Annotated in this window: 13 protein-coding genes and 1 pseudogene; 2 read left to right on the forward strand and 12 right to left on the reverse strand. The window is 62.5% G+C overall.

Going from position 1 to position 12,533, the window contains the following annotated elements:
* Nucleotides 1–373: 373 nt before the first annotated feature.
* Together N2597_RS15645 and N2597_RS15650 are read left to right on the forward strand one after the other, a co-directional pair.
* The gene (locus N2597_RS15645) at nt 374–1,564 is read left to right on the forward strand and encodes an efflux RND transporter periplasmic adaptor subunit (protein WP_077990068.1); all 1,191 of its coding nucleotides are present in this window, start codon (nt 374–376) and stop codon (nt 1,562–1,564) included.
* A 12-nt stretch (nt 1,565–1,576) separates the two neighbouring features.
* Nucleotides 1,577–4,903: an efflux RND transporter permease subunit gene (locus tag N2597_RS15650; protein WP_183598449.1), complete on the forward strand. Its 3,327-nt coding sequence runs from the start codon at nt 1,577–1,579 to the stop codon at nt 4,901–4,903.
* 99 nt (nt 4,904–5,002) lie between these two features.
* Here the strand turns inward: N2597_RS15650 and ureG are convergent, their stop codons facing one another.
* From ureG to N2597_RS15710, 12 genes and pseudogenes are all read right to left on the reverse strand, one after another.
* A complete protein-coding gene (gene ureG / locus N2597_RS15655) occupies nt 5,003–5,614 on the reverse strand; it encodes an urease accessory protein UreG (protein ID WP_038690830.1) in 612 nt (203 codons plus the stop codon).
* An 89-nt stretch (nt 5,615–5,703) separates the two neighbouring features.
* Nucleotides 5,704–6,375, reverse strand: a complete 672-nt coding sequence (locus tag N2597_RS15660) for an urease accessory protein UreF (RefSeq protein WP_183598451.1) — start codon at nt 6,373–6,375, stop codon at nt 5,704–5,706.
* Between the two features lie 6 nt (nt 6,376–6,381).
* Nucleotides 6,382–6,966 carry an urease accessory protein UreE gene (ureE, locus tag N2597_RS15665; RefSeq protein ID WP_096763776.1) on the reverse strand — a complete coding sequence of 195 codons (585 nt, stop codon included), beginning with the start codon at nt 6,964–6,966 and terminating at the stop codon, nt 6,382–6,384.
* Nucleotides 6,967–7,050: 84 nt separating this feature from the next.
* A pseudogene (locus N2597_RS15670) lies at nt 7,051–7,176 on the reverse strand (GGDEF domain-containing protein); the annotation flags it as partial.
* Nucleotides 7,177–7,180: 4 nt separating this feature from the next.
* Complete coding sequence (locus N2597_RS15675) at nt 7,181–7,852, reverse strand: TIGR02117 family protein (protein WP_096771465.1); 672 nt, start codon at nt 7,850–7,852, stop codon at nt 7,181–7,183.
* Between the two features lie 31 nt (nt 7,853–7,883).
* Nucleotides 7,884–9,596: an urease subunit alpha gene (gene ureC / locus N2597_RS15680; RefSeq protein ID WP_183598453.1), complete on the reverse strand. Its 1,713-nt coding sequence runs from the start codon at nt 9,594–9,596 to the stop codon at nt 7,884–7,886.
* A 3-nt stretch (nt 9,597–9,599) separates the two neighbouring features.
* Entirely contained in the window at nt 9,600–10,223 is a 624-nt protein-coding gene (locus N2597_RS15685; RefSeq protein ID WP_179363868.1) for a Urease operon accessory protein, read from the reverse strand.
* A gap of 16 nt (nt 10,224–10,239) precedes the next feature.
* Nucleotides 10,240–10,647, reverse strand: a complete 408-nt coding sequence (locus N2597_RS15690) for a lysozyme inhibitor LprI family protein (protein ID WP_039621643.1) — start codon at nt 10,645–10,647, stop codon at nt 10,240–10,242.
* Between the two features lie 12 nt (nt 10,648–10,659).
* Nucleotides 10,660–10,965: an urease subunit beta gene (locus tag N2597_RS15695; RefSeq protein ID WP_038690840.1), complete on the reverse strand. Its 306-nt coding sequence runs from the start codon at nt 10,963–10,965 to the stop codon at nt 10,660–10,662.
* 10 nt (nt 10,966–10,975) lie between these two features.
* Nucleotides 10,976–11,227 carry a DUF1272 domain-containing protein gene (locus N2597_RS15700; RefSeq protein WP_077990061.1) on the reverse strand — a complete coding sequence of 84 codons (252 nt, stop codon included), beginning with the start codon at nt 11,225–11,227 and terminating at the stop codon, nt 10,976–10,978.
* A 9-nt stretch (nt 11,228–11,236) separates the two neighbouring features.
* The gene (locus tag N2597_RS15705; RefSeq protein ID WP_003561955.1) at nt 11,237–11,539 is read right to left on the reverse strand and encodes an urease subunit gamma; all 303 of its coding nucleotides are present in this window, start codon (nt 11,537–11,539) and stop codon (nt 11,237–11,239) included.
* A 28-nt stretch (nt 11,540–11,567) separates the two neighbouring features.
* Entirely contained in the window at nt 11,568–12,389 is an 822-nt protein-coding gene (locus tag N2597_RS15710) for an urease accessory protein UreD (RefSeq protein ID WP_183598455.1), read from the reverse strand.
* Between the last annotated feature and the right edge of the window lie 144 nt (nt 12,390–12,533).

Consider the following 12,533-nt stretch of genomic DNA (forward strand, 5'->3'; position numbering starts at 1 on the left):
CGCGCGGGGAGATTTCCGCGCGTTTTGTCATTTTTCCGCGCCCAGAAGAAATGGCCCCGCGCCTGTCGCATTTGTCGGACGTCAAACGTCATTGGGTAGAGGCGCGATCAATCATCGTCATGTTCACATAACCTTCCGATGATTGATTCAGGTTAGCATGGTAATTATTATGAGCTCGTGGGGAATTGTTTTCTGCCGGACTTGCATATCGAGCAAATCGATACCAATTAGAGACCGATTTGCCGGTGAGGGACGAAGACGGCAAATGAAGTGCGGATACCCTTGAGAATACAGGAAGGCAGTGGCCTGATCGCGAGCTGATCTGCAGACGCGCGAATTCGGCCAACCTTGTTACAAGATTGGACGAAGACGAATGGCACGCAAGCCGATTGGAATTCTAGGCGCATCCACCCTCTTTGCAGCCGCACTTGCTGCATCCTCCGCCTTTTCGCAGGAAACGCCGGTCGCAAAACCGCAGCAGAACCTGCCGGCGATCGTCGTCACCACGGCTGTAAATCGCACCCTCGTCGACCGTGTCATCGGCACGGGAACGGTCAAGCCAGTCGAAGAAGTCTATATCCAGCCGCAGGTCGAGGGCCTGTCGATCCGCACGCTGAGAGCCGATATCGGCGACAAGGTTCAGGCCGACAGCACATTGGCGACGCTCAACGATGACGCGCTGGTCCTGGAGAAGAGCCAGATGATGGCGACGAAGGCCAAGGGCGAGGCAAGCCTCGCCCAGCTGCGCGCCCAGCTCATCGAGGCGCAGGCCAATGCCGAACAGGCTAGGCAGCAGCAGGCCCGCGCCCAGGAAATGGTCAAGAAGGGCACGGTTTCCACCGCCCAGGTCGAGCAGGCCGATGCGACCGCCGCCGCCGCCAATGCCCGCGTCGTCTCCGCCGAGCAGGCGATCGAGGTCGCTGAAGCTGACCTCAAGGTCTTCGACAGCCAGATCGCCGATGCCGATCTGAAGCTGGCGCGCACCGATGTGAAGACGCCGGTCGCCGGCACGATCTCGGCAAAGAACGCCAAGGTCGGCGCCATTGCCGCCGGTAACGGCGACCCGCTGTTCACACTCATCCGCGACGGCGATATCGAGCTCGTCGCCGAGGTCGCCGAAAGCGACATCGTCAGGATCATGGCCGGCCAGAAGGCGACGATTTCGCTTTCCGGCAGCCGCGAGAAGCTTTCCGGCGCCGTGCGCCTCGTGTCGCCGACCGTCGATCCGGCCACCCGCCTCGGCCTTGTCCATATCTCCATCGACGATGACAGCAAGGCGCGCTCCGGCATGTATGGCAGTGCCGAGATCATCGTGCGCGAGACCCAAGGCGTATCGCTTCCCTTGACCGCGGTCTTGACCGGCAATGAAGGCTCGTCGGCCCGGAAGGTCGAGGATGGTGTGGTAAAATTCGCCAAGATCGAGACCGGCATCCAGGACGGGGCCTATGTCGAGATCGTCAATGGATTGAAGAGCGGCGATGAGGTCGTGGCCAAGGCGGGCGCCTATGTCCGCGACGGCGACCGCATCACGCCGGTGCGTGAACAGCCCTCGGCTTCCAACTAAAGAGACCATCCGATGAATTTTTCAGCCTGGTCCATTCGAAACCCGATCGCGCCGCTGCTGGCCTTCTGCCTGTTGATATTCATCGGCATCCAGTCCTTCAACACGCTGCCGATCACACGCTTCCCGAACATCGACGTGCCGCTGGTTTCGATCAGCGTGACGCAGAGCGGCGCTTCGCCGGCCGAACTGGAAATGCAGGTGACGAAGGAGATCGAAGACGCGATCGCATCGATCACCGGCATCGACGAGATCCAGTCGACGGTGACTGACGGCAGCTCGCAAACCAACGTCATGTTCCGCATGGAAGTGCCGACGGAACAGGCCGTGCAGGACGTCAAGGACGCAATTGATCGCATCCGCAGCGACCTGCCGGCGACGGCCGAAACGCCGATCGTCACCAAGGTCGACGTCGAGGGCCAAGCGATCCAGACCTTCGCCGTTTCCTCGCCCGCCATGTCGCTCGAGGAACTCTCCTGGTTCGTCGACGATACGGTCAAGCGCGCCCTGCAGGGCCAGGCCGGTATCGGCCGCGTCGACCGCTACGGCGGCGCGGAGCGCGAAGTGCGCATCGAACTCACCCCCGCCAAGCTCGATGCCCATGGTATCACCGCCGCAAGCGTCAACCAGCAGCTGCGCGGCACCAACGTCGACCTCGGCTCCGGCCGCGGCCAGGTGGCGGGCAGCGAACAGGCGATCCGCGTACTCGGCGATGCCCGCAATGTTGCCGAACTCGCAGACACGACGATCGCGCTGCCGAACGGCCGTTTCGTCAAGCTGTCCGACCTCGGCGTCATCAAGGACACTTATGAGGAGCCGAAATCCTTCTCGCGCTTCAACGATACGCCTGTTGTCACCTTCGGCGTCTTTCGTTCGAAGGGCGCCAGCGAGGTCAGCGTCGCCGAAACCGTAGCGCAGAGCCTCGACAAGGTCAGAAGCGAAAACCCGAATGTGAAGATCGAGATGATCGACGATTCGGTGTATTTCACCTACGGCAACTACGAAGCGGCCATTCATACGCTGCTCGAAGGCGCGCTGCTTGCCGTCATCGTCGTCCTGCTCTTTCTCCGGAACTGGCGCGCGACCCTGATCTCGGCGATCGCGCTGCCGCTGTCTGCGATCCCGACTTTCTGGGTCATGGACATGATGGGCTTCTCGCTGAACCTCGTCAGCTTCCTGGCCCTGACGCTGGCAACCGGTATCCTGGTCGACGACGCGATCGTCGAAATCGAAAACATCGCCCGCCATATCAAGATGGGCAAGACGCCCTATCGGGCGGCGATCGAGGCGGCTGATGAAATCGGCCTCGCCGTGATTGCCACCACCTTCACCATCATCGCCGTCTTCGTGCCGGTTTCCTTCATGCCGGGCATTCCCGGCCAGTACTTCATTCAGTTCGGCCTGACCGTCGCCTTCTCCGTCTTCTTCTCGCTGATGGTGGCGCGCCTCATCACCCCGATGATGGCCGCCTATCTCATGCGCGCCGAAGACGGTGTCGACGACCATCACGACAATGACGGTCTGCTGATGAAGGGCTACACGCGCCTGATCCGCGCGACGACCGGGCATAAATATTCCCGGTATCTGACACTATTGGCGGCGGTCGGCTTCCTCGTTGGTTCGGTTATGCTGCTGATGAAGGTTCCGGGTAGCTTCCTGCCGCCCGAAGACGCCTCGCGCATCGTTCTCTCCGTCGAACTGCCGCCCAACGCACGGCTCGACGACACCGAGACGACGACAAAAGCAATCTATGACAGGGTCAAGGACATCAACGGCGTCGAAAGTGTCTTCGTCCTCGGCGGCGCGTCGCCGAAGGGCGATCTCGAACTACGCCGTGCAACCATCACGCTGGCACTCCACAAGCTCGACCAGTCGCTGGTCAAGAAGGTGGTCAACGATGTGCTCGGTGACATCCCGGTCATCGGCCCGATGCTGCCGAAGGTGGAAGTCCACGGCCGTGAACGCCCACAATCGGATATTGAAAAGGAAGTCTTCGCGAAGGTGCGCGACATTCCCGACGTCCATATCCTGAAGCTCAACGACCGCGGCGAACGCGACCTCTCCTTCAACTTCCTCTCCAAGAACGAGAAGGATCTGAACGACGCCGTCGGCATTCTGGAATCCAAGCTCCGCGCCGACCCGCTGCTCGCCAATGTCAGCGCCGACGGCGCCCTGCCTCGTCCGGAACTGCAGGTCTACCCGCGCAAGGACGAGGCCGCCCGCCTCGGCATCACCCCGCAGCAGATCTCTGAAACGATCCGTGTTGCCACCATCGGCGATGTCGATGCCGCGCTTGCCAAGATCTCGCTCGACGATCGCCAGATCCCGATCAGGGTTCAGGCAGCACTCGACATGCGCCGCGATCTTGCGGCCATCCGAGCACTGAAGATCCAGACCGCCAGCGGAGGCACCGTTCCGCTTTCGAGCGTCGCCAATATCGACTATTCGGAAGGCGTAAGCTCGATCAAGCGCAACAACCGCAACCGTGTCGTCTCGATCGGCTCCGACCTGCCGCAGGGCGTGGCGCTCGATACGGCTTCGGCCCGCTTCCGCGAGATCGTCGAGGCGGCCAACATCCCGGCCTCCGTACGCCTTGCCGAAAGCGGCGATACCAAGGTGCAGACAGAGATGCAACAGAGCTTCGTCAACGCCATGTTGATGGGCCTGTTGCTGGTGCTGACGGTGCTGATCCTGCTCTTCAAGGATGTGATCCAGCCCTTCACCATCCTGTTCTCGCTGCCGCTTGCCATCGGCGGCGTCGCGGCGGCTCTAATTATCACCAGCAATCCGCTGTCCATGCCCGTCATGATCGGCATTCTGATGCTGATGGGTATCGTCACCAAGAACGCCATCCTGCTCGTCGATTTCGCGATCGAGATGCGCCATCAGGGCATGGCCCGTGTCGAGGCCATGGTCGAAGCCGGCCGCAAGCGCGCCCGGCCGATCATCATGACCTCGATCGCCATGTCGGCAGGCATGCTGCCTTCGGCGCTCGGCGTCGGCGAAGGCGGCTCGTTCCGCGCGCCGATGGCAATCGCGGTGATCGGCGGCATCATCGTCTCGACGGTGCTTTCGCTTGTCGTCGTGCCCTCCTTCTTCTTGATCATGGACGATCTGTCCCGCCTGCTCGGTTGGATGTTCGGCCGCATGGTCGGCAGGAAAGACGAAGAGGAGCTGCCGCTGTCGCCCGAGGATCTCACCCGCGTGACCCGCGAGAACCGCAGCGATATCGATGCGCTGGACGAGCGCCTGACGGCGATCGAAAAGCCGGAAGGCAAGCGCAAGACCGCCAAAGGCAACGACACCAACGTGCTCCGGCTACCGCCGTTTGCGGCGGAGTGAGCAAAGCCCAAGAAAAAACAAACGGGCCGGGAGCGATCTCCCGGCCCGTTTTGTTTTGTCAATCATGCCACCGGCGGTTTCGACCGGCGGCGGTTTGACTCAGAGCCCGCCCTGCTCCCTGAGGAAATTGACGATCGAACTGATGCCGTCGCCGCGCTTCATGTCCGAGAAGACAAACGGGCGGCTCGCGCGCATGCGCGTCGCATCCCGGTCCATCACCTCGAGATCGGCACCGACATAGGGCGCCAGATCCTTTTTGTTGATGACGAGCAGATCTGAGCGGGTGATGCCGGGCCCGCCCTTGCGCGGGATTTCCTCGCCCTGGCAGACGGAGATGACATAGATGGTGATATCGGCAAGATCGGGCGAAAAGGTCGCCGCCAGATTGTCGCCGCCGGATTCGATGAAGACGACGTCGAGATCAGGTATGCGCTCATTGAGGCCGGCGATCGCCTGCAGATTGATCGTCGCGTCCTCGCGGATGGCTGTATGCGGGCAGCCGCCGGTTTCGACGCCTACGATCCGCTCCGAAGGCAAGGCCTGCATGCGCACCAGCGCCTCGGCATCCTCGGTCGTGTAGATGTCGTTGGTGACGACGGCGACGGAATAGTCGTCGCGCATCGCCTTGCATAGCTTTTCCGTCAGCGCCGTCTTGCCCGAGCCGACCGGTCCGCCGATGCCGACGCGCAGGGGTCCGTTCCTTGATTTCATGTGTTTCACTCCAATCGCACCGAATGATAGCGACGGCGGCAGCGGGCGCCACCGTCAAATGACGCAGTCTTTGCGGATAATTGACTTCCTCACGAGCGGAACAACCGCGTCGCCTGCGTCTCGTGGCGCAGGCTGGCGATATCGGCCTGCACGGTGGCCGAGCCGAGGTCGTCGAGCGACGACGCTGCCGCCCGCCGGGCAACCTCCGCAATGTGCCCTTCAAGGCCGGCCAACAGGGCAACACCGTCCCTCTGCCCGGCGACGCCGAGGCGGATACCGGTCGAAACCGCTTGCGAGGCATAGGCGTGCAGGAAGACTGCGAGCACCTGCTCGGACCCTATACCATGCGCACCGGCAACCGCGCCCACCGCGACGGGATAAGCGGTCTTGCCGGTCAGCCTCTCGAACACTTCGTCCGGCCAAGCCCGGGCCGCCGCTAGGAAGGCGTCTCCGAGCAGCGTGGTTTCCTGATGGCGCTCGCGTGATCCGGCAAGCGCCTCTGCGAGTGCGGCAACCTCGGCGAGGCGCGCGGCTTCTGCCTGGCACCGGTGGCTTTCGGCAAGCAGTACCGCATCGTTCCAGATCGCGCCATGGCCGATCAGCGTGCCGATCCACGCCGCAAGCGAGGCCGCATCCGTGACGAGCCCGTCAGCCACCGCCCGCTCCAGCCCTCCCGAATAGGCAAAGCTACCGATCGGAAAGGCCGGCGAGAGCCATGCCGTCAAGCGCAGCATTGCCTGCAGCTCGAAATCCCCAGTCATCGAGCCTCAGTCGTGCTTGTGGCCGTGATGCCCGTGGTGGTGATCATGATCATGGTCATGGTCACATCCCGGCCCATGCACATGGTCGTGGCCGTGTTCATGTTTGTGCTCATGCCTATGGTCATGAGACGCATGACCGTGATCGTGCGAATGGGCGGCATGGGAATGATAAGCACCGCGTGCCGGCTGGAAGGGCTCGTCGATGTCGAGGACGGTGGCGCCGAGGCCCTGCAGCATCGAGCGAATGACATGGTCGCGCAGGATGACGATGCGGTCCTCCTCGATCTGCGCGGCAAGATGCCGGTTGCCGAGATGCCAGGCGAGCTCGACGAGATGCGTGCGGTCGCGTCCGCGAATTTCGAAGAGTTTCTCGTCGGCAGCCAGAATTTCGATCAGTTCGCCGTCCTCGCGCACCAGCAGGTCGCCGTTGGCAAAAAGCACCGGGTCCTTGAGATCGAGCATGACCATCTCGCCATTTTCCAGATGCAGCAGCTTGCGGCGCAGATGGCGCAGATCGTGCGGCAGCTTGACCTGGGCGGTCGGATGGGAGGATGGGGTACCGGCGGGAAGATAGGAAGTGACGCGCTGCATGATATGTCCGTATTGCTAAGACGACCATGCAAAATAGCCTTTCCCGATGCAAGCACCAATGGCCTTTTTCTCAGGTCAGGACTTTTATGTCCCGTAAGCCTGCATCACGTTGTCGCCCCTGCCCTTGGCATCGAGCCCATTATCGGCGAGTCCGTGCCAGGCATGATGGAGACCCTCTCGTTCGTGCACGACGGCGCGCCGGTCCACAGCTACGTCAATTGTAGACACCAACAGAAAGTCGCAATGATTGTGGAAGCGGGTTCCATAAGCCGGTTCGAAGTCCGGCCGAGCGGAGCGCGGCAGCCGTCCAGGTGTTGCAGCCGAAGAGGGCGTTGAAATATCCCTCCGCCTCGAAGAACCGGTCGATCTCGCCGTAACCTGCGTTTGAGATCGGCTTCACCTCGCCCGCGTCGCGGACAAAAGTATCCGAGATGAAATTGCGCAGCCGCGCCAATTGTTCGTCACCGATATCGAAGGCCATAATGGCCGGCTGCGGCTCGGTGATATGACCGGCGAGATCCACGTGCAGCACCGAACGGTCGATCGTCAGGGCCCGCAACACCGGCATCGGCTTTAGCTCCGACCATGTCGGCGTTTCCAGATAGAAGGCGCGGCCGCCCCAGCCGACGACGAGCCATTCCGCGTTCGGATGGCCGAGCGGAAAGCCGGGATCGTCGAGAAAGGAAAAAGCCGCCCGCGTCTCCTCGTCGAGTGGAATCGCAATATCCGTATGGATCGCTCCCGACAGAAGCAGAATCCGGTGGGTTGCCACCGCGGACGATGCTTCGACCGGTGCGATCAGCGGCCGCGGAATGAAGGTTCCGGCCGTCGCCAGAGCGACGACCAGCAATATGATCCGCAACAGCCAGCGGATGCCTGTTTTCATCGGAACCGTCCGGCGCACGGAACGAGCGGGCCTAGAACAGGAAATAGCGCTGCGCCATCGGCAGCACCGTCGCCGGCTCGCATGTCAGCAATTCGCCGTTCGCCCTGACCTCATAGGTCTCCGGATCGACCTCGATCTCCGGCGTCAGGTCGTTGTGGATCATCGATGCCTTGGAGATGCCGCCGCGGGTATTCTTCACCGCCAACAGGTCCTTCGCAACTCCGAGCTTGCCCTTCAGGCCAGCGTCGAGCGAGGCCTGGCTGACGAAGGTGACGGAGGAATTGGTAAGGCTCCTGCCGTAAGAAGCAAACATCGGCCGGTAGTGCACCGGCTGCGGCGTCGGGATCGAGGCGTTCGGATCGCCCATCGGCGCTGCTGCGATCGAGCCGCCGAGCAGCACCATATCGGGCTTCACGGCGAAGAAGGCCGGGTTCCACAGCACCAGGTCGGCGCGCTTGCCGACCTCGACGGAACCGATCTCATGGCTGAGACCGTGCGCGATTGCCGGGTTGATCGTGTATTTGGCGATATAGCGGCGAACGCGGAAATTGTCGTTGTCGCCTTTCTCTTCCTTCAGCCGGCCGCGCTGGCGCTTCATCTTGTCGGCCGTCTGCCAGGTGCGGATCGCCACTTCGCCGACGCGGCCCATGGCCTGACTGTCGGACGAGATGATCGAGAAGGCGCCGATGTCGTGCAGAATGTCTTCGGCGGCAATCGTCTCCTTGCGGATGCGGCTTTCGGCAAAGGCGATATCCTCGGGGATCGACGGCGACAAATGATGGCAGACCATCAGCATGTCGAGATGCTCGGCGATGGTATTGACGGTATAGGGCCGCGTCGGATTGGTCGACGACGGGATGACGTTGGGCTGGCCGCAGATCTTGATGATATCCGGCGCGTGTCCGCCGCCTGCCCCTTCCGTGTGGAAGGCATGGATGGTGCGGCCCTTGATGGCGCCGATCGTATCCTCGACGAAGCCGCTTTCGTTCAGTGTATCGGTGTGGATCATCACCTGCACGTCATAGTCGTCGGCGACCGACAGGCAGCAGTCGATGGCGCCGGGCGTCGTTCCCCAATCCTCATGCAGCTTCAGCGAGGTGGCGCCGGCCAGCACCATCTCGGTCAGCGCGCCCGGCAGCGAAGCATTGCCCTTGCCGGCAAAGGCGAGGTTCATCGGGAATGCGTCGGCCGCTTCGATCATCCGCGCGATATGCCAGGGGCCGGGTGTGCAGGTCGTGGCGAGCGTGCCGTGCGCCGGTCCCGTGCCGCCGCCGAGCATGCAGGTCATGCCCGACATCAGCGCTTCCTCGATCTGCTGCGGAGCGATGAAGTGGATATGGCTGTCCATGCCGCCGGCGGTGACGATCTTGCCTTCGCCGGCAATCGCCTCGGTGCCAGGGCCAACGATGATATTGACGCCGGGCTGCGTATCGGGATTGCCCGCCTTGCCGATCGCAGCGATGCGCCCGTTCTTGAGGCCGATATCGGCCTTGTAGATTCCGGAATGATCGACGATCACCGCGTTGGTGATGACGGTATCGACCGCGCCGTCTGCCCGCGTCACCTGGCTCTGGCCCATGCCGTCACGGATCACCTTGCCGCCGCCGAACTTCACCTCCTCGCCATAGGTGGTGAAATCCTTCTCGATCTCGATGAAGAGCTCCGTATCGGCGAGGCGCACCTTGTCGCCGGTGGTCGGTCCGAACATGCCGGCATAGGCGGCGCGCGAGATCTTATAGGGCATCCATCAGACTCCGTAGGAGGAAGAGACAAGCATTTTTCCGCCGAGCCGCCTGAGGCGGCCCGCGGCAATATAACCATCGACAAGCTGCCGTTCGGCGGCAAAGGGGTGCCATTCCCAGCCGGCATGACCGAAGCCGGCCAGCGCCACCTCGGACTCGGCAAATTTGCTCAGTACCTGGGCGATGACGATCATGCCACTGCTCGGCACGACATAGGGGGTGGGCGCAAAGGCCGAAAGAGAGGCATCGACGGCGTCGTGGACCGATTGATCGATCACCACATGCTTCTTGCCGACCTCCGCGCAGAAGGCGCCGAACGCCTCCGTATAGTCGTCGCAGAAATCGTCGAGATCGGGATGCGAGATGGCAAGCGGCGCTCGCATCGCGGCGAATTTTTCCGGGTCACGCACGCTCCAGATTTCGCGGGCCGAGACGACGCCGGGATGAGCGCGCCACTCAGGCGAACTGAGCATCGCCTTGGCCGGCCGGCCGGTGTTGCAGACCGCAACGGCATCCGTGCGACCACCGCCGGCGCCATAGGAGCGGCAATCGTTGAAGCGGATGACGAAATCGGCGGCATCGATTACGCGTGCTTCCGCCTCTGCGACCTCGCCATTGCCGACGATCACGATCTTCTTGATCACCTCAGTTGCCCATCGTCTCTTCGAGCTCTTTCAGCTCTTTGGTGCGCTTGTCCGTTTCTTCTGCCAGGCATCCCGCAACCAGCATCGGCTCCATCGTGCCACCGCGAGCCTGAAAGCCGAAGGCGTCGCATTGGGCGTCGCGATAGTCGATCCAGGCACGTTGCGCTTTCACCAGCGCCTTTTCCGCGCCCTTCATGTCGCCGTCGAGATCCTTGTCGATCGCCACCATGGCGGCGCGGGTTTTCTTGTATTGCTCGTTCAGCGCCTTGTCCGCGGTCTCGTGGCGCGCCGCCTCGCAGGATGTCATATCCGATTGCGTCTTGGGGTTCTGGCAATCGATGTCCTGAGCAAAGGAACTACCCGCCGCCAGCAGCATCGCCGCCCCGATGAGGCAGATGTTCAAACGCATGCATCCCTCCCGTTAAAGCTTGCCCATCACCAGCTGACGGAAGCCGTAGACCTCGCGCTTGCCGGCAAGCGGGATCAGCGTCACCGAGCGCGTCTGCCCCGGCTCGAAACGCACCGCCGTTCCCGCCGGAATGTCGAGCCGCTTGCCGTGCGCCGCCGCGCGGTCAAAGGAGAGGCCGGCATTGGTCTCGGCGAAATGATAGTGGCTGCCGACCTGCACCGGCCGGTCGCCGGTATTGGAAACTTCCAGCGTTACCGTCGGTGCGCCGGCATTGAGTTCGATGTCGCCGGTTGCGGCAATGATTTCGCCTGGAATCATGTTGTTCCCCTCAAGCTGCCCTGGGCGCGCAGCCCTCGGCCTTCAGCACACGTTTCGTCGACGCCGGATGTTTGGCGAGCATATCAGTCGGCCGGATGGGCCTGGCAACAAGATTGCCGCCGCAATTCGGGCAGGTGCCCTTCAGCACATCGTCTGCACAATCGGCGCAGAAGGTGCATTCGTAGGTGCAGATCCGCGCCTCGGTGCTCTCCGGCGGCAAATCCTTGTCGCAGCATTCGCAATTGGGTCTGAGCTCCAGCATTCTATTTCCTCACCGGATCGGCTCGTGCACGGTGACGAGCTTGGTGCCATCGGGGAATGTCGCCTCGACCTGCACATCGTGGATCATCTCGGCAATTCCCTCCATCACCTGATCACGGCCGATCACATGGGCGCCGGCCTCCATCAGCTCGGCGACCGGACGGCCGTCTCGGGCGCCTTCGACGACGAAATCGCTGATCAGCGCGATCGCTTCGGGATAGTTCAGCTTGACGCCGCGCTCGAGCCGCCGCCGCGCCACCATCGCCGCCATTGAAATCAGCAGCTTGTCTTTTTCTCTCGGAGTGAGGTTCATTGCTTGCCCATCTGCTTGATGCTTAGCTTTAGAGATTCCAGACTTTCGGCACACGCGCGCCATTGCGCAAGACGGAAATGACAGGGATCAGGATTTTTCTCAGCGTGAAACCGTCGGCCGCCGCAAGGCGTACGATCAGTTTGTCGCTCCAGGCGCTTGCACCGCCCATCATTCCCTCGACGAGCGGACGGACCCTGCCGAGATAGGCCTCGGCCAGCGGCCCGGCATAAAGCAGCGTCGCAAAGGCAACCTGCCCGCCGAGCACGGCCGGGCGTGCCGAGAGCGCCGCAACACCTTCGGAAAGCCTGAGCTCCTCGGCATGGATCAGCCGGCCCGCGCGGCGGATGCGCCAGCGGTCGCGAAAGAGACCCGTGTCCACCGTCTCGCCCATCGCCTTGCGGCCGAGCAGCACGGCTTCGACGGCCAGGAATTCGGCGCTCTCGTCCAGATCCACATCGAGCCGGCGGAAGAGTGCTGCCCGGTCGAACAGGATCGTTTCCTGCGGCAGCCAGTCGAGGCGCGCCCCCGCCCCCACCTCGATGCGGGTCGCCACCTCTGCGACGCCGGCCGATGCCTTGTAGATCTTTTCACAGGCCTGGGTGGTGACGTCGATCTTCGTGCCGGCGCCGGCAACGACGCTCCAGTCCATCCGGTCACCGCCGGTCAGCCCGCCTGCGGTGTTGATGATGACGGCTTCCATCGAGGCGTCGAACGTATCCGGCAAGCGGATCTTCGCCGCCCCCTCCTGATAGAGCTCACGGAGACGCGTACGGCCATCGAGCAGTTTTGCTGCCAGATGCCCGCGTCCTTCTGCTCTTTGCGGTCGCGTGGCTGTCGCCACAATCGTCATATCGTTCCTTTCAGTCGCGCCGCCGCTTCCATTCAATCGCGCAGATGACGGAAAGGAAGCAATTCCCATGCCGCCTGGCAAGAACCGTCAGCCCGCGCGGGTGATTGGCAAAGCATTGCGCTGTCTGCCGTAAAAAGCGGCAGC

This window comes from Rhizobium sophoriradicis (assembly GCF_025200795.1).
Classification (GTDB): Bacteria; Pseudomonadota; Alphaproteobacteria; order Rhizobiales; family Rhizobiaceae; genus Rhizobium; species Rhizobium sophoriradicis.

Coding starts and splice junctions, on each gene's coding strand:
- N2597_RS15650 (WP_183598449.1), top strand. CDS start 1,577: ATGAATTTTTCAGCCTGGTCCATTCGAAACCCGATCGCGCCGCTGCTG.
- N2597_RS15690 (WP_039621643.1), bottom strand. CDS start 10,647: ATGCGTTTGAACATCTGCCTCATCGGGGCGGCGATGCTGCTGGCGGCG.
- N2597_RS15700 (WP_077990061.1), bottom strand. CDS start 11,227: ATGCTGGAGCTCAGACCCAATTGCGAATGCTGCGACAAGGATTTGCCG.
- ureE (WP_096763776.1), bottom strand. CDS start 6,966: ATGCAGCGCGTCACTTCCTATCTTCCCGCCGGTACCCCATCCTCCCAT.
- ureC (WP_183598453.1), bottom strand. CDS start 9,596: ATGCCCTATAAGATCTCGCGCGCCGCCTATGCCGGCATGTTCGGACCG.
- N2597_RS15675 (WP_096771465.1), bottom strand. CDS start 7,852: ATGAAAACAGGCATCCGCTGGCTGTTGCGGATCATATTGCTGGTCGTC.
- N2597_RS15660 (WP_183598451.1), bottom strand. CDS start 6,375: ATGACTGGGGATTTCGAGCTGCAGGCAATGCTGCGCTTGACGGCATGG.
- ureG (WP_038690830.1), bottom strand. CDS start 5,614: ATGAAATCAAGGAACGGACCCCTGCGCGTCGGCATCGGCGGACCGGTC.
- N2597_RS15710 (WP_183598455.1), bottom strand. CDS start 12,389: ATGACGATTGTGGCGACAGCCACGCGACCGCAAAGAGCAGAAGGACGC.
- N2597_RS15705 (WP_003561955.1), bottom strand. CDS start 11,539: ATGAACCTCACTCCGAGAGAAAAAGACAAGCTGCTGATTTCAATGGCG.
- N2597_RS15645 (WP_077990068.1), top strand. CDS start 374: ATGGCACGCAAGCCGATTGGAATTCTAGGCGCATCCACCCTCTTTGCA.
- N2597_RS15695 (WP_038690840.1), bottom strand. CDS start 10,965: ATGATTCCAGGCGAAATCATTGCCGCAACCGGCGACATCGAACTCAAT.